We start from the raw sequence: 26901 nt of genomic DNA on the forward strand, positions 1-26901 counted from the left end.
GCGGCCCCCGTCACAGGTCGCCCTGGAGCGGCTCCTCTTCCGGCAGCGGCCGCGCCGGGTCCTCCCACACCAGCCCCGTCCCGGCCGCCCAGTAGGCGTCGGGGTCCGCCCCGTACGCCCGCCCCCGCAGGTTCTGCAGGCGGACCGGGAGCACCTCCGCCCGCCCGGCGTCGGCCAGTTCCTCCCGCAGCCCGCGGTGGAAGGGGGCGCAGGAGGCCCCGGGGTCCGGCGGCGGCCGCCGGGTCACCACCACCCCGTACCCGGCGTCCCGTACGGCGTGCAGCGAGCCGAGCGTGGGCTCCTGGTCGGCCGCCCGGCAGTGCACCGGCACGGTGTTGTCGGGGAGTCCCGTCAGCCACTCGGTGGCGGGGCTGCGCGGGCGCCCCCGTATGCAGTCGGCGCGTTCGTCCTGCAGGGGTCCCGCCTGGACCCGCGCCCAGCGGGCGGACGCGTCGGTACCTTCGCGGTCGGCGGGGTGCTCCCTGGCCCCGCCCGGGTTCGCCCCGCCCGGGTTCGCGACGGCGGGGTTCGCGACGGCGGGGTTCGCCCCGGCGGGGTGGCGCAGGACCACCGGCCGCTGCACGCCGAGCGGTACGCCGCCCACCACCACCCATTCGTCCACCGCGAGCCCGAACAGCGCGGGCGCCACGGCCACTTCGAGCAGGGCCGCGGCCTCGTGGGTGTCGCAGCGCCGGAAGCCCTCGGCGAGCGGGGCCCGCAGGGCCTCCGGCAGGCCGGCCAGGGTGGCCCGTACGCCCGAGTCCACGGGCGTCACCCGACCGGCGTGTGCGGGACCGGCCAGCACCGAGACCCGCCAGTCGTAGAGGTCCTCCCAGCCGTGCGCCCACACCTCCAGCAGCACCGAGGCCCCGGGCGGCAGCCCGCCGGACCGCCGCGCCGGGCCGTGCACCGCCCGCCCCGCCGAAGCCCGGCGGCGCCGCTCGCGCTCGGCGAGGCCCCGCTCGTGGCGCTCGCCCAACTCGCGCCGCAGCGGCCGCCACAGCCGCTCGGCCGTGGCCCGTACCCAGTCCCACAGTTCCTCGTCCGCGCCCGGGGTGACCGGCTCCCGGTACTCGGCCACGCTCACGTCGGTCGCGTACCGGAGCATCGCCGCGGCCTCCGCGGTCCCGCCCGGCGGGTCGTGCAGCAGCCCCAGCCCGTCGCGCCAGCTCAGCGGGGCCGGCGGCAGCGGGTCCGGCTCCTCGCCGCGCGCCTCCTCGACCAGGGCGCGTACGACCTCGGAGGAGCCCGGCGGGGGCAGCTCCGCCAGCAGCCCGAACAGGGTGGTGCGCTCGCCGGGAGTGAGCCGGCCCCGGCCGGCGTACGGGTCGCCCTCCTCCGGCGGGAGCTCGCCGTGCACGTCCGTCCAGGTCCGCCGGTTGTCGAGATCGCTGAGGTGCTGGTCGTAGTGGTACAGGTCGTGGGCCTGCATGATCCGGCGGTAGAGCCCGACCTGGCCCCGCGCGGCCATCGGCAGGGTGCGCAGCTGTACGACGGAGACGGCGAGCCCGCCGCCCCCCGCCTGCCGCCGGGCCTTGAGCACGCCGACGACCTCGCCGCGGACGAGGTCCACCACGGGCCCGCCGGACATGCCGGCCTCGATCTCGTCGTCGTCGCCGAGCCGGATGGCCGCGCCGTTCCCGGCGGTCCCGCGCAGCCGGGTGGTGCGGCCGGTGATCTCGGGGGTGCCGAGGTCCTCGGTGCAGCCGAAGTAGGCGACCTCGTCGAAGCGCGGCCTGGAGCGGTCGGTCAGCCACACGCAGGCGTGCGAGACGGGGGCCAGCACCCTGATCAGCGCCAGGTCTGGCAGGTCCCACAGCGCGTGCCGGCCGGGCCTCCGCTCCTCCAGCCGCTCGGGCAGTACGCACTCCACGCGCCCGGTGACCGTGCCGGTGATGCTCCCGGCGGAAAAGGTGATGCCGACCTCGCGTCCCGTCAGACGCACCGCAGCACCCCCTTCGCCGACCACGTGCGCGCACGTCAGGACCCAGCCGGGGGCGATGAAGAAGCCGCTCCCCCACGTGGGACCGGTCCGATGACTGCGAGGGTTGTCATACCCGCCCGGCGGGGCGTGAACGCGTACGGTCGCCGCCTGGACGAGGGGCTCCAGAAGCTCGAAGGCGCGCGCGGACCCGGTCGTGCGCCCGTCCGTCATCCGCACCCCCCGCTCGTTGGGCATCCAGGCTAGACCCGGGGACGACGCGTACGGGAGGTGTCGCCGATAGGCGGATTATCCTGGCGGGAAACACCCCCTGCACACCCCCATCACGGCACGGAGCCCGACTTGTACTTCACCGATCGCGGCATCGAGGAGCTGGAGAAGCGGCGCGGAGAGGAGGAGGTCACCTTCGAGTGGCTCGCCGAGCAGCTGCGCACCTTCGTCGACCTGAACCCGGACTTCGAGGTCCCGGTGGAACGCCTGGCCACCTGGCTGGCCCGGCTGGACGACGAGGACGAGGACGAGGAGTGATCCTCCGGGTCCGGGCGACGGCCTGACGGCCCTGCCCGGACCCGCCCCGTACTGGCCGGTTCCGTCCGCCGCCGCCGCAGCGGCCCGGACCGGTGCACGGGCAATCCCATCGGCTCGGGCGCCGCTACCCGGCACCATGGGTCCGGTGAAGGAGCTACCTCCCGGCCTGCCGCCGGCGGACTCCCGCACATGGCACAGCCGCCGATGGCGGGATCCGTTGGGATACCTGCGCGTGCGCTCCTTGGCGAACCCCCACTGGTCCGGGACGTGCCGTGGCTGATCGCACGGTTGCGACGCGAGCGCTCGGCCGGCCTCCCCGCGGATCGCGGCCTCTAGGACGAAGCGATCGCCGCGGCGCAGGGCTACGCACGCACGCGCCGGCAGACGCCGGAGGCCGAACGCGCATGGGACCGGCTCCCCAGCGCACAAAAGGAGCCGCCCACCTACCGGAGGTACTCGGCGGGCGGGCGGCCGTTCAAGGTGCGCTCGGCGCAGGCGGCGCCAGGGCCGCCGAGACAGGATCAGACCGGGTGCCCCGGCCGGGACGGGCCCGGCCGGGGCTACTGCTCAGGAGCCGACGAGCTGTCGGGGGTCGTCCAGCCATGCGTACTGGCCGGACCCGTCGACCGTGACGCCGAAGCGGGTGATGTGCGGCCGTCCTCGCAACTCGTACCACGTGTACGCCGCAGTCACCTCCGCCCAGAGATCGCGCGGTCCCCACGAGCGGACGGCGTCCTCCTCCCACCAGTCGCCGTAGCGGACGATCGTTGCCGAGGTGCCAGCCTCGTCCACGAACTGGACCTGCCGGTCGTCGCCCTCCCCGCGGTGTGAGTAGGAGACGTCCGGGACCTGGAGGCCGATGGCGAAATCCTGGAGGTAGCCGGCCCCCAGAACCTGAGCGGGATCGATCGGCGACTTCCGGCTGGTCGAATCGTCCGGAACCTGGAGGTCGACAGTCGGCCGCTCGGAGCGGATCCACATGTACGAGGACTCGCCGATGAAGGCTCCCTGCGCCTTCGTTCCCGAGGTGTCGACGCGGAGCCGCAGGAGCCCCGAGTTGCTGTAGGCCGTCCCGAACGGGGTGAGGATCACCCCGCTCCGCCTGGACTGCTCGATCCAGGCGTACGGAACGCGCCGCAGGGACGCCGTGTTGATGATCCGGCTGAACGGCTCCCCGCCGGGGACGCCTTCGAGCCCGTCCCCGACGATGAGCTCCGGGTCGTAGCCGGCCGCCTTGAGGTTCGCGGCGCCCGCACGTGCAAGCTCGTCATCCACCTCGATGGCAACCACCCGATCCGAGCCGACGCGCTCACACAGCAGGGCCGTGTGGTAGCCGGATGCGTAGCCGATCTCCAGGACGCGGGACCGGGGTGTGAGGTCCAAGTGCTGGAGCTTCCGCATGACGATGTCCAGGGCTGACACGGAGGACGTGAAGTCACCCGCGCTGGGGCCGGGTGTCATGTCGCCGTCGTCCAGCTGGGTGACGACCGACTGGTGAGGGTTCCAGACGGCGTGGCGCCAGACGTCCGGCTCCTCGTCGCGGTCCACGAAGGTCCAGAGGCCTTCGGCGTCCCGGACCGGGAGCCAGACGGCTCCCGGGACGAACGCTTCGCGGTCGACCTCGTCGAAGGCCTCGGCCAGCCATGGCTCGCGCAGTAACCCTGCTGTCACCAGGGCCTCGCGGCAGATGTCCCGGTTCACTTCTTACCCGGCGGCGGCGGGGGCGGGGTGGAAGGCTGGGGTGTCGGCCGGCTCCCGTCCGGGCTCGACGGCTGGGACGGCGGCGTCCACGGCTTGTCTTGCGGTGGTCCGGCGTGCTTGCCCATCAGGGTCTCCAATCGGTTCGGTGTGCAGGATGCCCGCTCCCCGGTGGGGCGGGAGGTCAGAGGGTGTCGACGATCTCGTCGAGCACGGCGAGCAGCGACGAGGAGTGGCGCCACCTCGCTGATCCGGGCGATCAGGCCCTCCTCCGTGCGGGTGTGCTGCCAGCAGCTCACCGGGTCGTGGTGGACGCCCCACCCGTAGCGGCAGAGGCTGCAGTCGGCCATGAGACCGCCGTACTTGATCGCGATCGGAGCCGGCAGGCCGCACCCGGTGCAGCGCGCCTGCGCCCGCGTGCACTCCCCGTCGGGGTGCGCGTCGGACACCTCGGCCGACGGGCGATCCGGGCAGCCCGTCACCTCGCCGCCCCCTCGGCAAGCCGTGCCCCGCCCACCCGGACGAGCAGCTGAACGGCGGCGACCCGGCAGAAGTACGCCCCCGGGCCCGGGAGCGAGGCCCAGTAGAGGGGCCGGCCGGGAACGGGCCGGTCCCGGCCTAGTTCGGGCACCCCGAGGTGGGTGCCGTGGCCGAGGCACTCGACCGCACTCCGGGTCCTCCAGCACTTCGCCGTACCCGGCTCGACGAGCGCGTAGCGGTTCCGGCCGCGCGAGTCGTGGATCAAGGGCCCTTCCAGGGCCAGGGTCAGCGCGAGGTCCACGACACGGTCGTCACTGCTCTCGGCGACCGCGTGGGCCAGCGGGTCCGGGATCCGTACGGCCTCGAAGCGGGCCCCGAGCGGCAGCACGGCGACACCGTGCTCCCACCACGCGGCATGCGCCGCCGCGGGATCGGCGAGGCTGCTGGCGTACCAGTCGGCCGTCTTCTTCCAGGACACGGAGGCTCCCTACGGTCGTCAGCGGGTGATGACACGAGCGTAGGAATCAGAGCTCGCCCCACGAAGTGACCCCCAGTACGGGTACTTTGGTGACATTTCGCAGGCGGGAGAGTGTCGTGGGCGCACCGGTGGATCCCACCCCGACCCCCGGTCAGGGAACCCGGCAACGGGGTCGCGGCGGCGTGGTGTCCGGCTACGTTTTTCGGTTGGTCCGGGAGCATCTGGGTCACACGCAGGATTCTCTGTCCGAAGCCTTCGGGGTCTCCGTGGACACGGTGGCGGGTTGGGAGTCGGGGAGGCGGCCGCTGACCTCGTTGGCGGTGGGGCAGATGCTGGCGCATCGCCACCGGCTCATGCGCATGGGTGCGAGTACGGCGTTGCTCCTCGCCCTGGAGAAGGCACTGGAGGCGGATCTCCTCCTGGCGAACGTACTCACCGACGACGTGCCCATAGGTCACAGCCCCCTGGGTACCTGGGTCCTGCAACGCGACCTCGTCGAGGTACTGGTCTGGCCCTTGAACGGGGTGGCCCCCGAGCCGATGCGCGCCCACGTGGCCCTCGGCAGGCCACGCCGCGGCCCCAGCCCCGACGGACCCGCGCTATCGGCGGACGACCGGCGACGGTTCTTCCGGCGCATCCGCCGAACTGCGGAAGAAGCCCGCTCGGGCGAGTTCCTGCTCCGCCGTCAGGCTCTCTACCTGGCCGGTTACGACGATGCACCGGACACCGCTGCCTGGCTCGCGCAGCAGCAGCGAGCGGAGCGTCCGCAGGACTGGCTCACCCGCTGGCTGGCGGCGCGCTCCGTGGCCGCCGTCGCCGCCCGCCAGGGCGACCGAGACCCCATGCGGCACTTCATCTCCACCACGCTGGACGACGAGGCGGGCGAGGCGGCCAATCTGAACTACTGGGCCTACTGGCTCGGCGAGAGCCCTCACCTCCAGCTCTCCGACGACTTCATAGCCGCACCCGGACGCGGGACCTGGCACGGCCACAGAGTGTTCCAGCACCTCGTGAAAGGCCTCGCGCCCGAGCAGGGCTTCCTCGATCTGAACATTCACACCCTGTGGGCCCTACTCGCCGCGCGCCCCACCCTCCTGGGCTCCGCCGCCGGGCGGACCCTCCGGGACCGGCTGCCCGTGTTGTTGGATGGCACCGGGCCCTCGCCGCACGCGCGTCGGGAGCTGGAAGGCATTCGGTACGCGATCCGCCTCGCCGAGGCATGAAGGAGAGACACAGTGGCTGACGACCTGTCCGCGGTGGCCGGTTTCCTCTACGAGGCGGGAACGCTCAAGCACACGCGCCGCACGGGCTGGTGGATGGCCGGCGTCAACGACCCGGAGAGCGTCGCCGAGCACTCCTGGCGCACGTCGCTCATCGCGTCCATCATCGCGAAGCTGGAAGGCGCCGACCCCGCGCGGGCGGCCTTCCTCGCCGTGTGGCACGACACCCAGGAGACCCGTACCGGGGACGTGAACCACCTCGGGAAGAAGTACGCGACCAACGCCGACCCGGGCACGGTGACTGCCGATCAGACCCTCGGCATGCCGGAGCGGCTCGCCTCGACGATTCAAGAGCTTGTCGCCGAGTACGAGGCCAAGGACTCGCCGGAGGCCGTCTGCGCCCGCGACGCGGACAAGTTGGAGTGCATGCTCCAGGGCATCGAGTACAAGGCCCAGGGACACGCCCACGCCCAGCGGTGGATCGACAACAGCAGGGCCCGTCTGACGACGGAGACCGGGCAGCGGCTGGCCGACGAGCTGCTGGGCCAGGACCCCCTCGACTGGCTGCGGACCGTCCTCGGTGAGACGCCCTGAGGGCGTCCCGCAGAGGGTGCGCACGACACCGGCCCGGCCGCTTCGGGGCGGTCGGGCCGGTGTCGTGTGCGCTCTGAACAGCAGCGCGGGGAGATCCTTCGGGCGCCCCGGCTCAGGCGGCCTTGGTCTCCCAGAAGATGCGGTCGATCTCGGCGATGAGCTCAAGAGCCTTCGCGCCGGTCGCCGGGTCGTTCGACGCCTTGGCGGCCGAGAGGGCCTTCAGGGTGTCGTTGACCAGGGTGTGCAGCTGCGGGTACTTCTCGAAGTGCGGGGGCTTGAAGTAGTCGCTCCACAGCACCGAAACGTGGTGCTTGGCGAGCTCGGCGCGCTGCTCCTTGATGGTGATGGCGCGCGCACGGAAGTCGGCGTCTTCGTTGGCCTGGTACTTCTCCTGCACGGCCTTGACGGACTCGGCCTCGATGCGGGCCTGGGCAGGGTCGTACACGCCGCACGGAAGATCGCAGTGGGCGGAGACCTTCGCCTTGGGGGCGAAGAGGCGGGAAAGCATGGAGTTTGTCCTCCTCGTGATCGTCTTCTCAAGGGGGAGATTACTCGCTGAACAACCGGATTTCGCGGGCGCCCCCATGGGCTTAGGACAAAAGTCCAGGGGCGCGGCCGGACCGGTGAGCGAATGTACGGACCCGTGCGGCAGCATGCGGGGGTGACGAGGAGGACACGCATGGTGGAGATCGGGCGCCCGCGCAAGCGGTTCGGGGTGGTCGACGTGACGGGGGCCTCGATGGTGCCCACGCTGCTGAACGGGGACCAGCTGGTGGTCCGGTACGGGGCCGCGGTGCGGCCGGGCAACGTGGTCGTGCTGCGGCATCCGCTCCAGCAGGACCTGCTGGTGGTCAAGCGCGCGGTGGAGCGGCGGCCGGGCGGCGCCTGGTGGGTGCTCGGCGACAACCCGTACAACGAGACCGGCGACAGCACCGTCTACGGCCCGGTGCCCGCGGAGCTGGTGCTGGCGACGGCGGTGCTGCGCTTCAGGCCGCGCGAGGAGGATCAGCGTTCGCTGAGGGCCCGGCTGTCCTGGGCGGCCTCGGCGCTGCGCCCGCTGCGGGCGGACTCCTCGGCCTCCAGCCGCTTGCGGGCCCGGTAGGCGGCCACGTTCGCCCGGGTGGCGCAGCGGTCGGAGCAGTAGCGCCGGGAGCGGTTGGTGGAGGTGTCCAGGTAGGCGTTGCGGCAGGGCGCGGCCTGGCACAGGCCGAGGCGGTCGGGGCCGTGCTCGGTGAGGGCGAAGGCCAGGCCCATGGCCGCCATGGCGGCGTAGCCGGCGGAGGCGTTCGAGGGGTGCTCGGCGAGGTGGATGTGCCAGTCGGGGCGGCCGTCGTCGGCGAGGGTCTCGTGGCCGGACACCTGGGGGCTGACGGGGAACTCCATGAGCAGCGAGTTCAGCAGGTCGACCGCGAGGACCTCGTCGCCGCCGTCGGCGGCCTCGAAGACGGAGCGCAGGCGGCCGCGGACGTTGCGGAAGCGGGTGACGTCACCGTCGGTGACGCGGCGCGCCATCTGCTGACTCGCGCCGAACAGGGCGCGGACGGCGTCCACCGAGGTGAGCGCGTCCTTGTTGCGGGCCGGCTCCTCGGTGTTGACCAGGCGCACGGCGAAGTCCGAGTAATGGGCCAGTTCCACTTGTAGTCCTTACGGCTGCGGATTAGTGTCTCCGGTAACGGCTGAGACGTCTTCGAGGGTATTACGTATGGAGGGGTTCGGGATGACGGATACGGCGGAAGCGGCGGATACGACCGGGGCGGCGGGCACGACCGACTGGCAGTCCTGGCAGGACAGCTGGGACCGGCAGCAGGAGTGGTACATGCCCGACCGCGAGGAGCGGTTCCGCGTGATGCTGGACATGGTCGAGGCACTGGTGGGACCCGCCCCCCGGGTGCTGGATCTCGCATGCGGTACGGGAAGTATTACGGACCGCGTCCTCAAGCGGTTCCCGGAAGCCACCAGTACGGGCGTCGACCTCGACCCCGCGCTGTTGACCATCGCCGAGGGGCACTTCGCGGGCGATGCACGCGTCACCTTCGTGACCGCCGACCTCAAGGACCCCGACTGGCGCGCCGCCCTCCCCCACGGCTCCTTCGACGCGATCCTGACCAGGAAATCCCTCTAAACACACACTCTACTGCGCCGTTGTTGATCTAGTAAGACGAACGTCCGAAGACACGTAAGCCCCGCCCACCTGCCAGACGAGACGGCAGGCGAACGGGGCATTTTTGCTGTTCAGGGGCGCTGCGCCACGGACGGGCGCGTGTGCTCGTGAGGCGGGACTATCGGAGTGCTGCGGCAACCCTGGTCCGCAGCGTCTCATCCGTGATCGTGTCCACGCTGCGCCAGGCGTACCCGCTGACCTCTTCCTCTTGGAGCGTCACGGCCTGGTCGCCGGAAGCCCGGAGGAGGTACCGAACGTCCGCGTGCCAGTGGTCGCCCTCGCCCTTGGCATCGTTCGCCGGAATCGGGTGTAGGTCGATGTGTACGGGGGTCGGCTGAACGGGGGCGAGGCTGAGCGTCACGCCCGTCTCCTCGACCAGCTCGCGGAGCGCTGCCCCCAACAGGTTCGTGTCCTCCGGCTCAAGGTGCCCGCCCGGGGTCAGCCACTTGTCGAGCACGTTGTGATGGATGAACAGCGCCTCGCCCCGTTCGTTGACGAGCACGGCACCCACGGTGACGTGTCCCGGAAGCTCCTTGCGGCTGGTCACGTCTGCACCCTGGTCCAGAAGCTCAGCCAGCGGGGCGAGGGCGTGCTTGTCCTCGGGGTACGCGTCGGTGTACTCGGCGAGGGTCGTACGGATGTGGTCTGCCGTGATGGGCATTCGATCACCTGTTGTAGTAGTGGAGCCAGGTAGCGGCGATGGCTTCCCGGTCGGTCGTGGGCACCTCGTACATGCCTGCATCCAGACCGCCGCGAGCGAGCATGGCCGCGCCCGCGAGGATCTCGGCCTGAACGAGGAAGATGAACGGTCCAACGCTCGCGCCGTGGATGAAGTTGACCGCCTCGCCGCCATTCAGCAGATAGAAGTAGTGCCCGGTCGTGCTGTAGCGGCTCACGTGCTCGCCGGCACTGTCCCGGATGTAGCCAGAGGGCAAGCCGCTCAACTCCAACTCGTCTTCCGAGCTGGTCACGGTCGCCACGTAGGCCCCGTTCTTGAGCTGCGGGAAGTCCTCGCCGCGCAGCGACAAGGCCCCCGTCGCGCACAACACGAGTCCAGCCTTGGCTATGGCCTGGTCCCGCTCCCGGGCCACTTCGAAACCCTGTGACATGGCCTGTGCGCGCCGTACGGGGTCGATGTCGTAGACGATGACCCGCACACCCTTGACGTGCAGCAGACGGGCGATGCTGGACCCGAGCTTGCCGAATCCGAGGACCAGGGCCGGGCGCCCGTGCAGGATGTCTCCGCGCTGCCGTAGGAGTGCTTCCGCCGAGAACACGACGGACTGTCCGACCAGGAAGTCTTCCGGGGCCTTGAGCGGGCTCCGGGCCACCGAGACGACCGGGCACGGCAGCTTGTCCCGCTCGGCGTAACGCTTGTGGCCGTTCTCGGTGTCCTCGACCACACCGAGGATGGTTCCCGAGAAGCGTTCACACAGCGCGTCCAGCGAGGGAGCGAAGTACCCGCCCACATCGAGCAACACGACATGCTCGCCGGCTGCCCTGGTCTCCAGGTACGTCACGGCGGTATCGGGATCGCTGAACATGTCGCGGGAGAGCTCGTCGCACGCCACGGTGCGTTCGATCTCTCGGCGGGCACTCGCGTGGATGGACTTGGGCTTGGGCAGTACGGCCCGCAGGTGCGACACCTTGCCCACGGCCCCGACGAACGCGGGGCGCTCGGGCAGCAGATGTGTGATCAGCAGTGAGGACGGACGTTCGTGCGGCGTGAACGCTCCGGCGACCTTGCCGAAGTACGTATCGAGCCGTGCACGATCGGTTGTTTCCATGGGCACCCCTTCTTGGCTGTCGTCGATCACTGGACGCGCTCCACCACGGCTACTTCCGAGAACTCCCTCAGGAACGTCAAGTGCCCCGTGAGGCCTGTGTGCGCGATGCACGAGTCGCTGCACTCGTCCGCATTTCCGGTCGGGGCGGTCGTCCACTCACAATCGGGATGGAGACAACGCGCGGTCGCCGTGGTCTCGGCCGAAGGGTGACGGCGCATGCGGAAGTGAGCGAATCGGAGTACCGAACGCCCGCTCGTCACGTGCCCTCGCACCGCGTGCAAGTGCAGCGAGGCTCGGCGGAGCTGGTAGGCAGAGGACTCTGCGGATCGCGCGGCACAATGATTTCGGGACCGTATGTCCTTCCGCTGTCCCGAGAGACACGCAGCGTCATTGCGCTGCGCCTGGTGCTGTTCGTACTGTCTCGGCTCACCGTCCCGCCCTTCGTATCTGGCTCTTGTGCCAGAACGCTAGGCAAGGCGGGGAAAGCCCGAGGGGTCTTATTCGCGGTTATTCTCGCGGGCTCAGGAACTGCTTTGACCGCACGAGCGCCCGATGCGCTTCGGCCCCGTAGAGAGCATTCCTCTCCAGTGCTTCCCACGCACGAACGTGCAGCGCAACGTCCTCCGGATCGTCTAGCCACATTTCGGCGTGCCACGTCTCGGTGATCACGAGGCTGTCGTCATGTACGGAGAACCCGACTCCAGCAGGTACGTTCATGTCCGCTTCGAACGGCACGATCCCGACCCTGACGTTCCCCGGACCGAGCCGCCCCACGATCCGGTCAAGCTGGGCGGCGAGCACGTCGGGCGGACAGGGGCGGGCACGTAGCGCCCCCTCCCATACGAGGAAGTGAAACGTCCGGCTCGGATCCGTGAGGATGTCCTGCCGCCCCATGCGTGCCTGCACGGCAGCTTCTATGTCCCTGGGGGCGGTATGGATCGCGGAGTACCGGGTGAGCACGGAACGTGCGTAGTCGGCGGTCTGCAAGAGGCCCGGTATCAGAGACGGGTCGAAGCTGCGGCGGGAGTGCGTCTTCTGCGCTTGTGCCCAGTGTGCTTCCTGCACGGCGCGGTATCCGCCGGCCAGTTGCCGACGCCAGGATCGGTATTGCGTCTCCAACCCACGCAGGCGCCCGACCAGCTCACCTGCTGCTCCCGGATTCCCGGTCCCCTCAGCCCACGCAGTGAGATCGGCGACGGTTGGTGTCTGCTTGCCGTTTTCCAGCTTGCTCACCTTGGACTGTCCCCACTCAAGGCGGTCTGCCAGTTCGCGGCCCGTGATCCCACCCTCGGTGCGCAGTTCCCGTAGGCGCGCACCGAGGGAGACGCGGGCTTGCTGAAAGTCCGTACTCACTCAGCGGACGGTACCTGAGCCGTGAACTCCCGGTACGGGACTGCGTGGTGCCATGCTGCGTCCCGCGTCTGGCAGGCCAGCAGGACTTCCGCCGGGTCAGTGATCAGCTCCATGCCGATGGTGCGCTCACCCTCGAAATGGAACCGCGCCACGGTCCGGGAGTCGAACAGCCAGAAGTCGGAGAGGTTCACGCCGTGGCGCTCGGCATCGTCACGCCACAGATGCCGGATGTCCTCGCCGGCTGCGACGTTCGTCCGGGCACACGCGAGGAGGTACTGCTGCCCGACGGTCGGCGGGTTGTCCACGATCCGTACCCGCTCGAACCGCTTGCCGCTGTCCACCATGCGCCGCACGTTGGCGAACCACGGGTGCCCGGTCTCTCCAGCGGTGTCACCGGTCCGCAGAAACTCCTGGTAGGACGGCATCGCTTGGTCGGATGCGTACCCGCTGCGGGTCTCCAGCCGCCATGCGGTGTGCTCGAAGCCGTCGTTGATGAACTCGCTGATCTTCTGCTGCGGAACGAATTCCGGCACGTGCGTGACCTCCCTCGGGGCGAAGTTCGCCAGCAGCGCCCGGGGGACGACGACGAACGCTTCTCCCTCTTTGACGTACTTGAGCTGCGCCACGTCCGTAGGGTCGGTCACCGCGTCCCCTTGTACGAGCACCTCCCCAGTCTCCAGGTCCTCGTACAGCGTCGGGCAGTCGCCCACTCCGGATGTGCTCCCGAGGACCCGCAGTCGCCTGGCCATGGCTGTTCCCCTCGTCGTCGGACACAACAGCGCAAGCATGATGATCCGAAGGGGCCCCTGTCCGGGGTGATTCTCGATTATTCGCATCACCGAGGAGACGAAGAAAGCCCCCGCACCCGTCACCCTGCGAAGGGAGACGAGCACGGGGGCTCCGTGGTGTGGCTGGTCTTTGTGCTAGACACTCGGGTCAGAATTTGGTTTGCGCTCGGGAATTGCCACGCTAAGTCACCTCCGCGAAAGCGGTCTAATCAGCCATGCGAGTTTTTTGCCTCCCTGCCGCTCGGGAAGGAGAGGGGTTGACCCCCTCCCCCTGGTCAGAAGGGCGGAGCCTCGCGCGATTCGCGCCGTGAACGAGCCTCAGCAGCGAACCCACCCGGTTGATTGCGTGCTGTCTCTCGGTTGTGGCACGAGACGCACAGCGGACGAAGATGACCCGCAGCGTCAGGGTTCGCGTCGCCCCGTGCGATCAACTCGCGTCGGGACAAGGGGAAGTGGTCCGCCACGTTGGCCAGACGGCCACACAGCACGCACCACGGATGCTTGTACAGGTAGGCCCTGCGCATGCGCTGCCAACGCGTGTCATAGACAGCGCCACCACGTGAAGCACGGTCCGCATTGGCCTCGCGCTCATGCTCAACACAGCGGCCACCACCGGCGGTCAGCTCGGGGCACCCGGGTACCGAGCAAGGGGGGCGGGGTCGTCTGGGCATGGGGGATCACCTCCAGTCAAGGGGACTGGCCTTAGGCGTGGTTGACGTGCCAAGATCACGCGCGACCCGTGAGGGCCCGACTACAGAGGGGAACACCCATGTCCGACACTCAGCAGACCCCGCCGGAAGACAGCGGACTGACGATCATCCCGCCGCAAGAAGGTGGACTGACGATCATCCCGGCCGGAGAGACCAAGCCCGAGGATCTCGGCACGCTGAGCCTGCGCTACGTGGATGGCGTACCTATGCTGGTCGTCAACGGAGGGACTGCGGTTCCTGCTGGCCTGACGGTCGTAGACGGCGCTGGTAATACGGTCACTACCTATGTCACGAGCGCCCCACCGCAGATGGGGACAAGGGGCCTCGCAACTCCGGGTGTGTACGTCGAAGAGATCGAGGGACTCAGCCTCAGCGTAGGGAACCTCGACGGACTCAGCCTCGACGGGTAGTAGTCCTCGAAACGACGGCGGCAGCACCACGGTTCAGCCTGATCACTGCTCGTGCCGTGGTGCTGCGGACACGAGTACGCCTCACGGCACTAGAACGGCGGACCCACAGCCCCGAAGTCCTCGCGCGTCTTGAGCCGATGGCACGGACGGCAGAGCGGTTGAACGTTCCCGTCCGTGTCCGTCCCTCCGAGCGCGAGCGGCTCTATGTGGTCCACGTCGATGGCCGACGCAAGCACATGCCGACCACAGCGCACACACTTCCAACGGCCTGCCTTGCGGATGATCCGGCGCAGCCGAGCGGCAGCACTGTCCGACTTACGTCACACCGCCTGCCAATCGAGATATCACGGGCGGGTTGATCGGCTCCCCGTTTGAATGCCGGGGAGTCACATCAACAGTCACCAGCCGGCTGGGATGCCCAGGGTCCTTCATATGCTGAATTCCACGCGGCATGGGCGCCCCACCGTTCACTACGGGAAGACCCGTTGGAGAATCGGACCAGACTGGCCGTCCCATCGCATCGCGAGGGAAATAGGGATAGTTCCCCTCCGGCCCCGGATCGAGAGCGTCAACGACCACGGTCAGCCCTGGCCTGAAATGTAAGCCTCGCGCTTGGCGCTCAACTCACTGTCGAACTCGGCAGCCAGTGCCAGGGCCTTCCTGTCAGCATGCGACACGATGTCTTCCAGCAGGCCTGCTTCATACCAGCGCTGATCCGGAATAGTGGACACTTCACCCAATGCCGACTGCGCGCGCTGCGCTTCGGTCAGAACGTGGCCACGCTTGTGCCGGGCCGACCGGTATTCCACATAGGCGGCGAACCAGGGCTCATCACTCAACGCATCGAAGAACCGTTCCCGGGCGGCATCGCCTGAGTTGGCAGCAGTATCAGCCCGGCCCCGCCAGGTGGCAACCACCTCGCGGCTGTAGTCCATCGCACGCTCGGCACGTCGCGCGATCTCGGCCTTCTCTGCCGCCTGCAACAGGGTTTCAGCGTCGGCGAGCGGCCCCGATACCTTTTCTGCCTGGGCGCGCAGCTTGGCGACCTGTGCAGCGGCCTTCTCGATCTCAGCAGACATGGTTAGTTACCACCCTTGTTCACGTCGCGCCCGTACTGCGCGGCAATCTTCTTGTCGTTCTCGTAGTGGCCAAGGCTGATGCGGATCAGCGGCCCCATGCGGTCGTACGCTTCCGGATTTGAGGAGCGGAGGGACACGGCCTGCTCCATCGCTTCATTCCACTTCCACGCATCGGCGCGGCGCTGCTCCTTGAGGGTCTTTCGATCAACTGAGTTGTACCAGTTGCTGTTTTCGTACACGATCACTCCGCTTCTTTCGGATATCACAGGGCCCCGTGACTGATCAGGGGGCAACGGCGCTGGGAGGGAGCGGCGTCGTTGGACGCTCGGTCCGTCATGCGGTCTGCGGTGGAGCAGCGGTAGGCCCGCGCTCTCCGGGATTAGTAGGGAGGGACGTTCGCCCGGGTGACGCAGGTGACGTTCAAGAGGCTGTTTCTGTTTTCCCTAGACATGTAAGAGGAAAAAGAGAAAAGGGGGTCTGAACGTCACCTGCGTCACCCTGGGGCCGCCCGCTGTGACCGCCGGCTCAAATGTCCCGCACGCACTGCCTCACGACTCCTGCGCCACCCTCTGCGGTGGGGTGCGCAGTAGTCCCGCTCTCCCTACTTGTCGTGGGGACGGGCGGATTCCCGTGGTCTCGCGGTGCATCAGCGCTACCGGGCTCACCGTCTCCCTACTAGTTGTGGGGAGGGAGGGATTCCCGCCGGACCGAGGGTGTGACGATGTGACGCACAGAGGGTGTTCCTAGATATCGCTTATAAAAATAGAGAGAACATAGGGAAGAGCCCTTGTGCGTCACATCGTCACGCGTACAGCCCGCTGTGCCTCGCGGGCAGGCGGACCGTTCGCTCTCTCCCCACAGTGGAGGGCGAAGGTTTCCTGCGCTCAAGAAGGGTGATGAGGTGCTGAGGGAGGCGCCGGTTCTCTTCCTTCTTATTTTTTCTATGTGTTCTAAAAAAATGGTTGAACTCAACACCCCAACACCAACCGCTCCGCTGTAGGGCAGTCGCCCCCAAGCCCGAGGGGCAGCCGGGGGCAGGGCGAGCGGGGCCCTGTATGTCTGCCTGCGGGCACGAAAAAGCCCCGGCGGTCCGAGGGACTACCGGGGCTGTCTTGACGCTTACAGGCCGTCAGGCGCTGGCGTTATCGTCCTCCAGCTCGGCCAACGCAGTCTGTTCTGCATGCTCTTGTGCCGCCTTGCGATTGGCTGCCTGCTCCTCCGGGTCCAGCGCCGTTGCACGAAATCGGCGCTTGGAGTGGCCGGGGTGAAGCTCTATGCGCACGTCGAACTCCGCGAGAATCTCGCGCCGTGTCGCATCGTCAGGAGCGGACAGCCAGTCCTGTTCCACCGTGCGGCCGACCGACATCCAGCGCATGCCAGCAGGGCGCTCTGGAAGCTGCTTCAGTTCGGCGATCTCCCGCGTCATCCGGGCGTACTCGGTCCGGAACCACTCCGTGTCCGCTTCCGACTCGTACAGGCCCGCCTGACGGTCCCCTCGGAGCCGCATGCGGTCGGCCTCGATCTCGGCGATTCGTGCGGCGTACCCGGTACCGGGGTCGAACTCCTTGCGCCGGACATCGTGAGATCCGTACCGGACGAGGAACCACTCCGTGACCAGCTCATCCAGGATCGGGATGGACATGGTCGGTGCGGGCTTGCAGTGTGCCGAGGCCGGGATGCCCCGCACACGTGCCGAGCAGCCGTAGGCGTTGTTCTGCTTGTGGCGGGACGCCACCCAGAGGCGATGACCACAGGTGCCGCAGAACGTCAGCCCGGACAGCAGGTGCTCACCCTTCGGGGCACGTGTACCCGTCCACTTCGGAGCGGTCTTCGCGATCAGGGCGTCTCGGGTCGCGTGGTCCCACAGCGGCGGAGCGATGCGCACGGCGTGACCATCCGCGCCGACCACCGGACGCTCGTCGTGCATCAGGTACCCCAACGACGCCTCGCTGGTCAGCATCCGCTTGATCGCCTTCGGATTCCACAGCGTCCCCTTGGGCTGCCGCCCGTACATGACCGATCGGTGATCGGCCGGAGACAGCACCCCCGCGCGGTTGAGCCGGACAGCCTCCGTGTGGACGGTCACCATGCCTGTCTCGTCGGCAAGGATGCGCTGCGCCACGTCTCGGATGATCAGCGCGGCCACGGGGTCAAGCTCGACGTGATCGACTTTGGCCATGGGGTGCAGCCGGACGAATTGGTACCCGTACCGGTGCTTCTGCTTGGGCTGCCCCGCCGCGCGGGCGCGCTTGGTCTCGTCCCGGTTCCGCTTCTGGATGGCCCGCAGCTCCATCTGAGCTCCGAAAGACTCCATGGAGAGACGCATCTCGTCGTTGGGGTCGTCCAAGTTCCACGGGCCCGCGTGGCCGTGCGTGATCAGCAGCCGCCCCGCCTCGTGCACCGCGTAGGCGGTGTTCAGTACGTCCCGCTGGTTGCGACCGATCCGGTCCACGGCCGAGCCGGCGATCCCGTCGTACGGACCCATCTCGTCCCGGAGCCAGGGGCCGAGCTGCGGGCGCGCCATCGGGTCAGTGGCGCCCGAGACCTCCCAGTCGTCGGCCCATGCGATGACGTGTCCGCCCACTGACGCAACGGCGCTGAGCACCTGGTCCAACTGCTTCTCAGGGCTGTTCGTAGAGTCCTTCAGGCGAGAGAGGCGACGTACCCCCACCAGGCACTTTCCGCACCCGTCGTACTCACTCGTGATCATGCGGTTCATCTTGCTTGATCTCTCCTCCCGCACGCATGTGCGTTTTGCGGGATCTCCTGACGGCCACCGCCCTGCACTGGCTGCCGAGCGCGGATCTGGCCGTCCTGTACGGGCAGCTCGCACCGCTCCTGGCCCCGGGCGGGGTGTTCATGAACGCCGACCACATGCCCGACCCGACCACCCCGCGCATCGACGCCGCCGAGCACGCCCACCGGCACGCCGGCATGGACCGGGCCAAGACGGCCGGGGCGGTGGACTGGCGCGAGTGGTGGGCACTGGCGGGTGCCGAACCGGCACTGGCCGAGCAGGTCAAGCAGCGCTTCGAGATCTACGGGGAGCACGCGGACGGCGACACCCCCTCCGAGGCCTGGCACGCCGAGACCCTGCGCGCCGCGGGCTTCGCGGAGGCCCGTACGGTCTGGCGCTCCCCCTCGGACGCGCTGGTCCTAGGTCTGAAGTAGGGACCCGAAATGGCTGAGGGGCGGTACGGGATCCCGTACCGCCCCTCGTCCGTCCTCGGGTGCAGGCCGCTGCACCTCAAAGTCACAGCATCTCGGAGTAATCGCACCTCGGAGCTACAGCACCTTGGAGAGGAACGCCTTCGTGCGGTCGTGCTGGGGGTTGCCCAGGACCTCGCGGGGGTGGCCCGACTCGACGACCACGCCACCGTCCATGAAGACGAGGTTGTCGCCGACCTCGCGGGCGAAGCCCATCTCGTGCGTGACCACGATCATGGTCATGCCCGATTCGGCCAGGTCCCGCATGACGTCGAGGACGTCACCGACCAGCTCCGGGTCGAGCGCCGAGGTGGGCTCGTCGAAGAGCATCAGCTTCGGCTCCATGGCCAGCGCGCGGGCGATCGCCACGCGCTGCTGCTGGCCGCCGGAGAGCTGGGTGGGGTAGTTCCCGCCCTTGTCACCGAGACCGACGCGGTCCAGGAGCTTGATGGCGCGCTCGCGCGCCACCGCCTTGGACTCGCCCTTGACCATGACCGGGGCTTCCATCACGTTCTCGATGGCCGTCATGTGCGGGAAGAGGTTGAAGCGCTGGAAGACCATGCCGATGTCCCGGCGCTGCGCCGCGACCTCGCTGTCCTTCAGCTCGTAGAGCTTGTCGCCCTTCTGGCGGTAGCCGACGAGGTCCCCGTCGACGTACAGCCGTCCCGCGTTGATCTGCTCCAGGTGGTTGATGCACCGCAGGAAGGTCGACTTGCCCGAGCCGGACGGGCCGACCAGACAGAAGACCTCACGCGGGGCGACCTCCAGGTCGATGCCCTTGAGGATGTGCGCCGCACCGTAGGACTTGTGGACGCCCTCGGCCTTCACCATGGCAGTCGTCATCAGGCCACCGCCTTGCGGTTCGAGAAGCTGGACAGTTTCGCCTTGATCTTCTGCAGCGGTGTCGGCGGCAGCGAGCGGAGCGCACCACGGGCGTAGCGGCGCTCCAGGTAGTACTGGCCGACGCTGAACACGCTGGTCAGAGCGAGGTACCAGATCGAGGCGACGAAGAACATCTCCATCACCGCGAACGAGGTCGAGGCGATGTCCTGGGCGGCGCGCAGCAGGTCGAAGTACTGCACGGCGACCACGAGCGAGGACGTCTTGAGCATGTTGATGAACTCGTTGCCCGACGGCGGCACGATCACGCGCATGGCCTGCGGCAGCACGACGCGGCGCATCGTCTGGGTGCGGGTCATGCCGAGCGCGTGCGAGGCCTCGGTCTGGCCCTCGTCGACCGACTGGATGCCGGCCCGGACGATCTCCGCCATGTACGCGCCCTCGTTCAGGCCGAGGCCCAGCAGGGCGGCCAGGAAGGGGGTCATGACCTGGGTCATCTCGTCCTTGTAGAACCCGAGGTTCAGGATCGGGAAGATCAGGGCGAGGTTGAACCAGATCAGCAGCTGCACGTACACCGGGGTGCCGCGGAACAGCCAGATGTAGAACCAGGCGATGGTGCTGGTCACCGGGTTCTTCGAGAGCCGCATGACGGCGAAGAGGATGCCGAGGACCAGGCCCAGGGCCATCGAGGTGATGCTGATCCAGACCGTGTTGACGACACCGCGCAGGATCGTCGGGTCGAACAGCTTCTCCGGCACGGTCGCCCAGCGCACGTTGCCCTGCGAGAAGGCGACGGCGAGCGCTACGACCAGGCCGATGACGACCACGGCGCTGATCCAGCGGCCGTAGTGGCGCACCGGGATGGCCTTGATGGCCTCGGGGGGGACGGCCCCGGCCGGCGGGTTGTCCGCCGGGCCCGGGACCTTGTCGAGCTTGTCAGTCACAGTGACTGCCCTTCAGTGTGCTGCGGTGGTACGCGGAGATCAGGAACCGGCGTTGATCTTGGCCTCGGTCACGGCGCCGGAGCCCGCGTTCCACTTGTCCAGGGCGGCCTTGTAGGTGCCGTCCTTGATGACCGCGTCAAGGGCTTCCTTGAGCGCGTCGCGCAGCTGGGTGTTCTTCTTGTCCACCGCGATGCCGAAGAGACCGGCGTCGGTCGGGTTGGCGATGGCCTCGAAGTCGTTGCCGCCGCCCGCGGTCTGCGCGATGTACGCGGCGACCGGGGAGTCGTTCAGGTCGGCGGCGGCGCCGCCGGCCTTCACGCGGGTCTGGGCCTCGGCGTCGGTCGGGAAGGACTCGATCTTGAGCTCGCCCTTGCCGTCCGTCTTGCACTTCTCGGCCTGGGTCTTGGCCGACTCCTCGTACGTGGTGCCGCGCTGCACGGCGACCGTCTTGCCGCACAGGTCGTCGAGGGTCTTGATGCCCTGGGGGTTGCCCTTCTTGACCAGGATGCCGGTCGAGGAGGAGAAGTAGTCGACGAAGTCGACACCGGCACCGGTCTTGGCGCCCTTGTCGTCCAGGCCCTCCTGACGGGCCTTGGTGTCGGTGAGCGAAGACATGACCAGGTCGCTGCGGCCCGTCTGCATGCTGCCGATCAGCGTGTCGAAGGTGCCGGACTCGAACTTGAACTGCACGCCGAGCTGCTTCGCCATGGCCGCTGCGACATCGGGGTCGACGCCGACGATCTTGCCGCCCTCGGTGAACTCCATCGGCGCGTAGGTGGCGTCCGTGCCGACCTTGATGACACCGGCGTCCTGAATCTTCTTCGGGAGCTTGGAGAAGAGCGGGGCGCTGCTGTTGTTCGTCGCGCCCGACGGGGTGCTGGAGGCCTTGTCGGTCTGGTCACCACAGCCGGTGAGGATCAGGGTTCCCGCGACCGCGATCGCGCCGACCGCGGCGATCCGGGACCGTGCAGCGGTCGTACGACGGGTGGTGCTAGCGGTCATGGCTTGGTTCCTCCGGCGCTGGTGGAAAAGCAACGAAAAACGGTCGGACACGCACCATCGAGTGTCGCGACCTTGTGTGATTACGGCATCTTGCCATTCGGACTGAGACATTCAGGGTGCCCGTCAGGTCAAAATCGCATAACGGGCGCCCCGGGTAGCCCAACAGGACTGCGGAGAACGGGGTTCGAGGCCGCAGATACTGCTGTGACCTGCTGTTTTTGCCGCAGTTTCTACGGGGCGTCTCGCCCACTGGACGGCAAGGTTTGGACTTTTCGCCAAAAGCCGGGCAGGGGACCTACAGTTGAGCGGGAATCGACTCGTCTGGGCGAGCGTTCTTCGGGTAGAACAGATCCTTACACCCCTCATCCGGGGCTCAGGGCGCGCGTGCGGCGCGCCCGCGCGTACGAACCTCCCCTTCGCGGAGACGGGCCAACCGTTGACGCGGAGTACGGACGCGGTGCCCGCCCACCCCTTAACCAGGAGTGGCCACCCTCAACGAACAAAAGGAATTAAGGGGTCACACGAAGTGGCAGCGGAGATCGTCAACCCTCGCAGCGACAGCGCGACGGACAACAACCCCGATGCGGTGTTCGCGCTGCACCGGGGCGGCAAGATGGCCATCCAGGCCACGGTTCCGGTGAACGACAAGGACGACCTGTCCCTGGCGTACACGCCGGGCGTGGCGAAGGTGTGCACCGCCATCGCCGAGCAGCCGGAGCTGGTGAACGAGTACACCTGGAAGTCCAACGTGGTCGCCGTCGTCACCGACGGTACGGCCGTGCTCGGCCTCGGTGACATCGGCCCGGAAGCCTCCCTCCCCGTGATGGAGGGCAAGGCCATCCTCTTCAAGCAGTTCGGTGGTGTGGACGCGGTTCCGATCGCGCTCGCCACCAAGGACACGGACGAGATCGTCGAGACGGTCATCCGTCTGGCCCCGTCCTTCGGCGGGGTCAACCTGGAGGACATCTCGGCGCCCCGCTGCTTCGAGATCGAGCGCCGCCTCCAGGAGGCGCTGGACATCCCGATCTTCCACGACGACCAGCACGGCACGGCCATCGTGACGCTGGCCGCGCTGCGCAACGCCGCCAAGCTCACGGGTCGCACCCTCGGCGACCTGCGCGCCGTGATCTCGGGCGCGGGCGCGGCGGGCATCGCCATCGCCAAGATCCTGGTGGACGCGGGCATCGGCGACGTCTGCGTCACCGACCGCAAGGGCGTCGTGTCCGCGGACCGCTCGGACCTGACGGACGTCAAGGCGGAGATCGCGGGCCTGACCAACAAGACCGGCCAGACGGGCTCCCTGGAGACCGCGCTGAACGGCGCGGACGTCTTCATCGGCGTCTCCGGCGGCTCCGTCGCCGAGGAGGCGGTGGCCACCATGGCGAAGGACGCGTTCGTCTTCGCCATGGCCAACCCGAACCCGGAGGTCCACCCGGACGTCGCGCACAAGTACGCGGCGGTCGTGGCCACGGGCCGTTCGGACTTCCCGAACCAGATCAACAACGTGCTGGCGTTCCCGGGCATCTTCGCGGGTGCCTTCAAGGTGCGCGCCACGCGGATCACCGAGGGCATGAAGATCGCCGCCGCCGATGCCATCGCCGGTGTCGTGGGTGACGAGCTCGCCGCCGACTACGTGATCCCGTCGCCGTTCGACGAGCGCGTGGCCGAGGCGGTCGCCACGGCCGTGGCCGCCGCGGCCAAGGCCGACGGTGTGGCCCGTCTCGTCTGAGACCGGACCTGACCGGACCTGAGCAGTACGCCAAGAGGCCCGACCGGATCACCTCCGGCCGGGCCTCTGCTTTTCCGCGCGGCGCCCGCCCGGGACCGGGCCGGGTGCGACGAAGGCCTCACCCGTGCGGTGGCGGGAGGTCTGGAACCAGGCCCTACTGAGCGGTAGCGTCGCCGCATGTTCGCTGCCTACGCCGCCCGAATCGACCGTGACCAGCCGCTGAACGGCCTCGTGCTGGGCGACCGCCCGGCCCCCGAGGCCAAGCCCGGCTGGGTGACCGTGAACGTCAAGGCCGCCTCCCTCAACCACCACGACCTGTGGTCGCTGCGCGGGGTCGGCCTCGGCGAGGAAAGACTCCCGATGATCCTCGGCTGCGACGCCGCCGGGATCGACCAGGACGGCAACGAGGTCGTCCTGCACTCCGTGATCGGCCAGAGCGGCCACGGGGTCGGCCCGGACGAGCCCCGCTCGATCCTGACCGAGCGCTACCAGGGGACCTTCGCCGAGCAGGTGACCGTCCCCGCCTGGAACGTGCTGCGCAAGCCCGCCGAGCTCTCCTTCGAGGAGGCCGCCTGCCTTCCGACGGCCTGGCTGACGGCGTACCGGATGCTGTTCACCAACGCCGGGGTCCGCCCCGGGGACTCCGTCCTGGTGCAGGGGGCCGGCGGCGGCGTCGCGACCGCCGCGATCGCCCTCGGCAAGGCGGCCGGCCTGCGGGTGTTCGCCACGAGCCGGGACGAGGCCAAGCGCAAGCGGGCCGTGGAGCTGGGCGCGGTCGAGGCGTTCGAGCCGGGCGCACGGCTGCCGCAACGGGTGGACGCGGTGATCGAGACGGTGGGCGCCGCCACCTGGTCGCACTCGGTGAAGTCCCTGCGTCCGGGCGGAACCCTGGTGATCTCCGGCGCAACGAGCGGCGACCGGCCCGCGCACGCCGAGCTGACCCGGATCTTCTTCTTGGAGCTGAAGGTGGTCGGCTCCACGATGGGCTCGAAGGACGAGTTGGAGGACCTCCTCGCCTTCTGTGCGACCACCGGGCTGCGGCCGGTCATCGACGAGGTGCTGCCGCTGGACCGGGCGCGGGAGGGATTCGAGAAGCTCGCGGCGGGCGACCTCTTCGGCAAGATCGTCCTCACCCCCTGACCAACTCGGCGTCAACTGGGGTTGACGAGCCTCCCGCGTCAACCTACATTGACATCCATGACCGAAGCCACTGATCTCGCCGAGCGGGCCGGTGACCGTGACCCGCGCGTGGGCCTGCGTGCCGTGGCCGCCCTCCGGAGGCTGCTGGAGCAGCTGGAGGCCGTACAGGTACGCAGCGCCCGCGCGCAGGGGTGGTCCTGGCAGGAGATCGCGGCCGAGCTGGGCGTCAGCCGGCAGGCCGTGCACAAGAAGTACGGGAGGCTCTGATGTTCGAATGCTTCACCCGCGACGCCCGGTCGACCGTGACCGGGGCGGCGACCGAGGCCCGGCAGACCGGGGCCCCCACCGTCACCGAGGAGCACCTGCTGCTCTCCCTGCTGGCCCTGGGCGCCCTGGACCCGCTCGGCGTGGACCGCGCGGCCGTTGCCGCCGACCTCGCGGCGGCCCGCCGCCGGGGCGGCATGTCCAGGGCGGACGAGGAGGCGCTGGCCGGACTCGGCATCGACCTCACCGAGATCGTCTCCCGCATCGAGGAGACCCACGGCCAGGGCGCCCTCGCGGCCCCCGCGCCCCGCAGGCGGACCCTGGGCGCCTCGATCCGCTCCGCCCTGGGGCGCGAGGACGCGGACGACCGCGCGGGCAGCTACCGGGTCCCCTTCACCGAGGGCGCGAAGAAGGTGCTGGAGCAGTCGCTGCGCATCGCGCTGGGCCGCAAGGACAACCACATCGGCACCCTGCACCTGCTGCTGGCCCTGATCTCCCGCCCGGGCACCGTCTCCGAGGTCCTGTCGGACCACGGCGTCACCTACGGCACGGCCGAAACCACCCTGGCAGCCTGACCGCCCCGGCGGTAGCTGGGGGGAGTTCGAGGGGCGGAGCCCCGCACTTTCAGCCCCGCCGGCGATGGAGGCGCGGGGTCCGGGGCGGCGCCCCGGCAGCAGTGCCGCGGGCGGGCTACGACCTGGCCCCGAACGTGGTTCCCAGCCGGCCGCAGGCCGCCTTCAGGTGCCCGCGGGCCTCGGCCACCTGGGCCGCGGTCACCCCGCGGTCCCGCGCAGCATCGCGGACCTCGTCGCGGAACCGGTCCAGCAGCCGGTCCAGGTCTCGGGCCGGGTCGCCGGTGGGCACCAGGTCGGCGGCCCAGTCCCCGTCCGCCGCCGCATGGGCCGCCGCGTCCCCCGCCGAGGACGCGGCCTGCGTACCGCCGAGCCAGGCTCCGGCCAGGCTGCCCAGGACGCCGCCGGACTTGGCGAACTGCTCCTGGAGCTGGCCCGCGATGCGCTGGACCTCCTCGCGGGCCCGCTCCTGGGCCTCCTTGGCCTGACGGCGGGCCTGCTGCGCCTCCTCGCGGGCGCGGCGGCTCTCGTCCTTCGCCCGGCGCGCCTGTTCCTTCCACTCCTGCCGCGCCTTGCGCAGGTCCTCCTTGGCGGCCTTCCAGGACTCGTCCTCGACCTGGGTCGCCGACGCCGACGCCGCGGCCCGCATCTCGCGGCGCAGGTCTCCCGCCGCGCCGCGGACGTCGTCTCGGATCTCGGCGGCGAGCTCGGTGACCGAGTCGCGGATCTCCAGCTCCAGGTCGGCCAGTTCGCCGCCGCGGTCGGCCAGTTCGGCCCGGCCGGCATCGGTGATCGAGTACACCTTGCGCCCGCCCTCGGTGGCGTGCGTGACCAGGCCCTCGGCCTCCAGCTTCGCCAGCCGCGGGTACACGGTGCCCGCGGAGGGCGCGTACAGGCCCTGGAAGCGCTCCTCCAGCAGGCGGATCACCTCGTACCCGTGGCGCGGGGCCTCGTCCAGCAGCTTGAGGAGGTACAGGCGGAGTCGGCCGTGGGCGAAGACGGGCGGCATGTCAGAGCACCTTCTTGTCGAGCGCGAGGGGGGCGGCGGGACGGTCCGCGTCGCCCTGCGGGCGGCGCAGCAGCGCGATCGAGCCGGAGACCGTGGTCGCCCGCAGGGTGCCGGCGCCGGAGCCGAGGGTTCCGGTGATTCGCTTGGCGCCCATCTGGCCGGAGACCCGCAGGTCCTCGAAGGCGTTGGAGACGCGACCGGTGGCGGTGTTGGCCTCGACCTTGGCGTCCGCGGGGTGCGGGAGGCGGATCGCGACCTGCCCGGAGACGGAGTTGAGGAAGATGTCCACCGGCTTCGGGTCGGCGGGGTCCGCGGCCAGGTCGATGAGCATGTCGCCGCTGACCGAGTCCGCCCGCACGTTGCCGCCGGAGCCGTCGACCACCGTCAGGCCGCCGGAGACCGAGTGGAAGCCGAACTCGCCGGAGACGGACTGGGCCTCGACGCTGCCGGAGACGGTGTGCGCCTTGACCCGGCCGGACAGCCCGACCAGCGTGGCGTCACCGGAGACCCCGTTGACATCGGTGCCGCCGGAGATGCCGGAGACGAAGACGGCTGCGCCGACCGCGGCCACGTGGACCTGGGTGGTGGCGGGCACGGTGAGGGTGATCGCGACGCTGCGCTCCCAAGCCTTGCGGCCGGAGGCGGACCCGGCCCAGGCCTTCCAGGGCTTGGTCTCGAACCACTGCTTGAGGCCCTGGGAGCCGTTCCAGGGCAGGTCCTCGTAGGACACGGTGAGCGTGCCGCCGTCCTGCACGACGTACAGCGGCGGTCCGTCCACCTCGGTCACCTCCAGGCGGGCCGGGCCCTCCTCGGCGGCGACCACGTTCACCGTGCCGCTCACGAGGCGGACGCGGAGCTCGGTCACCGGCTCCTCGAAGGTGAGCTTCTGCGGTTCGTCGAAGTGCCATGTCGACGGCGACGGCGACGACTCGGGCGACTGCTCTGCCATGGTGCTGATCCTCCTCG

At 69.3% G+C, this 26901-nt stretch carries 27 protein-coding genes and 2 pseudogenes; 11 read left to right on the forward strand and 18 right to left on the reverse strand.

The window, feature by feature from the left end; all coding sequences use genetic code 11:
* Positions 1–10: 10 nt before the first annotated feature.
* Positions 11–2179, reverse strand: coding sequence for a VMAP-C domain-containing protein (locus tag OG386_RS16340; protein ID WP_328788773.1), 2169 nt, complete (start codon positions 2177–2179; stop codon positions 11–13).
* Between the two features lie 105 nt (positions 2180–2284).
* On the opposite strand from OG386_RS16340, the gene OG386_RS16345 reads away from it, so the two are divergent.
* Positions 2285–2470 carry a DUF6104 family protein gene (locus tag OG386_RS16345; RefSeq protein ID WP_030190019.1) on the forward strand — a complete coding sequence of 62 codons (186 nt, stop codon included), beginning with the start codon at positions 2285–2287 and terminating at the stop codon, positions 2468–2470.
* 567 nt (positions 2471–3037) lie between these two features.
* On the opposite strand, the gene OG386_RS16350 is transcribed toward OG386_RS16345, so the two are convergent.
* Entirely contained in the window at positions 3038–4141 is a 1104-nt protein-coding gene (locus tag OG386_RS16350; protein ID WP_328788774.1) for a protein-L-isoaspartate O-methyltransferase family protein, read from the reverse strand.
* A 505-nt stretch (positions 4142–4646) separates the two neighbouring features.
* Positions 4647–5126, reverse strand: coding sequence for a hypothetical protein (locus OG386_RS16355; protein ID WP_328788775.1), 480 nt, complete (start codon positions 5124–5126; stop codon positions 4647–4649).
* 128 nt (positions 5127–5254) lie between these two features.
* Between OG386_RS16355 and OG386_RS16360 the strand changes: the two genes are divergently transcribed.
* On the forward strand, positions 5255–6349 hold the full coding sequence (locus OG386_RS16360; protein ID WP_405790803.1) for a helix-turn-helix domain-containing protein: 1095 nt from the start codon (positions 5255–5257) through the stop codon (positions 6347–6349).
* 12 nt (positions 6350–6361) lie between these two features.
* Entirely contained in the window at positions 6362–6940 is a 579-nt protein-coding gene (locus tag OG386_RS16365; protein ID WP_328788777.1) for an HD domain-containing protein, read from the forward strand.
* 112 nt (positions 6941–7052) lie between these two features.
* On the opposite strand, the gene sodN is transcribed toward OG386_RS16365, so the two are convergent.
* Positions 7053–7448, reverse strand: coding sequence for a superoxide dismutase, Ni (gene sodN / locus OG386_RS16370; protein WP_030009413.1), 396 nt, complete (start codon positions 7446–7448; stop codon positions 7053–7055).
* Positions 7449–7619: 171 nt separating this feature from the next.
* On the opposite strand from sodN, the gene sodX reads away from it, so the two are divergent.
* On the forward strand, positions 7620–8042 hold the full coding sequence (sodX, locus tag OG386_RS16375) for a nickel-type superoxide dismutase maturation protease (protein WP_327383319.1): 423 nt from the start codon (positions 7620–7622) through the stop codon (positions 8040–8042).
* Here the strand turns inward: sodX and OG386_RS16380 are convergent.
* Positions 7946–8575: a CGNR zinc finger domain-containing protein gene (locus OG386_RS16380; RefSeq protein ID WP_189732536.1), complete on the reverse strand. Its 630-nt coding sequence runs from the start codon at positions 8573–8575 to the stop codon at positions 7946–7948. The two genes, sodX and OG386_RS16380, sit on opposite strands and share 97 nt — an antisense overlap.
* A 67-nt stretch (positions 8576–8642) precedes the next feature.
* Here OG386_RS16380 and OG386_RS16385 point away from each other — a divergent pair.
* Positions 8643–9059: pseudogene (locus OG386_RS16385) on the forward strand (class I SAM-dependent methyltransferase); the annotation flags it as partial.
* A 160-nt stretch (positions 9060–9219) separates the two neighbouring features.
* Here OG386_RS16385 and OG386_RS16390 read toward each other — a convergent pair.
* The 4 genes from OG386_RS16390 to OG386_RS16405 all read right to left on the reverse strand — a co-directional run bounded on the left by OG386_RS16390 (position 9220) and on the right by OG386_RS16405 (position 12990).
* A complete protein-coding gene (locus OG386_RS16390; RefSeq protein ID WP_328788778.1) occupies positions 9220–9762 on the reverse strand; it encodes an NUDIX hydrolase in 543 nt (180 codons plus the stop codon).
* A 4-nt stretch (positions 9763–9766) separates the two neighbouring features.
* Positions 9767–10888 carry an adenosylhomocysteinase gene (locus tag OG386_RS16395; RefSeq protein WP_328788779.1) on the reverse strand — a complete coding sequence of 374 codons (1122 nt, stop codon included), beginning with the start codon at positions 10886–10888 and terminating at the stop codon, positions 9767–9769.
* A gap of 507 nt (positions 10889–11395) precedes the next feature.
* Positions 11396–12241: a helix-turn-helix domain-containing protein gene (locus OG386_RS16400; RefSeq protein WP_328788780.1), complete on the reverse strand. Its 846-nt coding sequence runs from the start codon at positions 12239–12241 to the stop codon at positions 11396–11398.
* Positions 12238–12990 (reverse strand): DUF6879 family protein, encoded by a 753-nt coding sequence (locus tag OG386_RS16405; protein WP_328788781.1) that lies wholly within the window; start codon positions 12988–12990, stop codon positions 12238–12240. The genes OG386_RS16400 and OG386_RS16405 overlap by 4 nt, the downstream gene beginning before the upstream one ends.
* Positions 12991–13798: 808 nt before the next feature.
* On the opposite strand from OG386_RS16405, the gene OG386_RS16410 reads away from it, so the two are divergent.
* Positions 13799–14149, forward strand: a complete 351-nt coding sequence (locus OG386_RS16410) for a hypothetical protein (protein ID WP_328788782.1) — start codon at positions 13799–13801, stop codon at positions 14147–14149.
* Positions 14150–14238: 89 nt separating this feature from the next.
* Here OG386_RS16410 and OG386_RS46940 read toward each other — a convergent pair whose 3' ends face one another.
* The 4 genes from OG386_RS46940 to OG386_RS16425 all read right to left on the reverse strand — a co-directional run bounded on the left by OG386_RS46940 (position 14239) and on the right by OG386_RS16425 (position 17947).
* The gene (locus OG386_RS46940; RefSeq protein ID WP_443053173.1) at positions 14239–14403 is read right to left on the reverse strand and encodes an HNH endonuclease; all 165 of its coding nucleotides are present in this window, start codon (positions 14401–14403) and stop codon (positions 14239–14241) included.
* 327 nt (positions 14404–14730) lie between these two features.
* Positions 14731–15228, reverse strand: coding sequence for a hypothetical protein (locus OG386_RS16415; RefSeq protein ID WP_328788783.1), 498 nt, complete (start codon positions 15226–15228; stop codon positions 14731–14733).
* Between the two features lie 2 nt (positions 15229–15230).
* Positions 15231–15467: a hypothetical protein gene (locus OG386_RS16420; protein ID WP_328788784.1), complete on the reverse strand. Its 237-nt coding sequence runs from the start codon at positions 15465–15467 to the stop codon at positions 15231–15233.
* An 890-nt stretch (positions 15468–16357) separates the two neighbouring features.
* Complete coding sequence (locus OG386_RS16425; protein ID WP_328793272.1) at positions 16358–17947, reverse strand: recombinase family protein; 1590 nt, start codon at positions 17945–17947, stop codon at positions 16358–16360.
* A gap of 44 nt (positions 17948–17991) precedes the next feature.
* Between OG386_RS16425 and OG386_RS16430 the strand changes: the two are divergent.
* Positions 17992–18399: pseudogene (locus OG386_RS16430) on the forward strand (SAM-dependent methyltransferase); the annotation flags it as partial.
* A gap of 114 nt (positions 18400–18513) precedes the next feature.
* Here OG386_RS16430 and OG386_RS16435 read toward each other — a convergent pair.
* The 3 genes from OG386_RS16435 to OG386_RS16445 are packed head-to-tail and all read right to left on the reverse strand — an operon-like array spanning position 18514 to position 21221.
* Entirely contained in the window at positions 18514–19278 is a 765-nt protein-coding gene (locus OG386_RS16435; protein ID WP_328788785.1) for an amino acid ABC transporter ATP-binding protein, read from the reverse strand.
* The gene (locus tag OG386_RS16440; protein WP_030009418.1) at positions 19278–20219 is read right to left on the reverse strand and encodes an amino acid ABC transporter permease; all 942 of its coding nucleotides are present in this window, start codon (positions 20217–20219) and stop codon (positions 19278–19280) included. Before OG386_RS16440 ends, OG386_RS16435 begins: the two co-directional genes overlap by 1 nt.
* Before the next feature lie 39 nt (positions 20220–20258).
* Positions 20259–21221, reverse strand: a complete 963-nt coding sequence (locus tag OG386_RS16445; protein WP_328788786.1) for an ABC transporter substrate-binding protein — start codon at positions 21219–21221, stop codon at positions 20259–20261.
* Between the two features lie 526 nt (positions 21222–21747).
* Between OG386_RS16445 and OG386_RS16450 the strand changes: the two genes are divergently transcribed.
* The 4 genes from OG386_RS16450 to OG386_RS16465 all read left to right on the forward strand — a co-directional run bounded on the left by OG386_RS16450 (position 21748) and on the right by OG386_RS16465 (position 24929).
* Complete coding sequence (locus tag OG386_RS16450; RefSeq protein WP_384827995.1) at positions 21748–22950, forward strand: NAD(P)-dependent malic enzyme; 1203 nt, start codon at positions 21748–21750, stop codon at positions 22948–22950.
* A gap of 177 nt (positions 22951–23127) precedes the next feature.
* Positions 23128–24090 (forward strand): zinc-binding dehydrogenase, encoded by a 963-nt coding sequence (locus OG386_RS16455; RefSeq protein ID WP_328788787.1) that lies wholly within the window; start codon positions 23128–23130, stop codon positions 24088–24090.
* A 57-nt stretch (positions 24091–24147) separates the two neighbouring features.
* Positions 24148–24357: a helix-turn-helix domain-containing protein gene (locus tag OG386_RS16460; protein WP_030013034.1), complete on the forward strand. Its 210-nt coding sequence runs from the start codon at positions 24148–24150 to the stop codon at positions 24355–24357.
* Entirely contained in the window at positions 24357–24929 is a 573-nt protein-coding gene (locus tag OG386_RS16465) for a Clp protease N-terminal domain-containing protein (RefSeq protein ID WP_328788788.1), read from the forward strand. Before OG386_RS16460 ends, OG386_RS16465 begins: the two co-directional genes overlap by 1 nt.
* A gap of 115 nt (positions 24930–25044) precedes the next feature.
* Here OG386_RS16465 and OG386_RS16470 read toward each other — a convergent pair whose 3' ends face one another.
* Both OG386_RS16470 and OG386_RS16475 read right to left on the reverse strand, forming a co-directional pair.
* A complete protein-coding gene (locus OG386_RS16470; protein ID WP_328788789.1) occupies positions 25045–25935 on the reverse strand; it encodes a PadR family transcriptional regulator in 891 nt (296 codons plus the stop codon).
* Between the two features lies 1 nt (position 25936).
* A complete protein-coding gene (locus tag OG386_RS16475; RefSeq protein ID WP_328788790.1) occupies positions 25937–26884 on the reverse strand; it encodes a DUF4097 family beta strand repeat-containing protein in 948 nt (315 codons plus the stop codon).
* Positions 26885–26901: the final 17 nt, after the last annotated feature.

It is taken from the genome of Streptomyces sp. NBC_00273, from assembly GCF_036178145.1.
Lineage (GTDB): Bacteria > Actinomycetota > Actinomycetes > Streptomycetales > Streptomycetaceae > Streptomyces.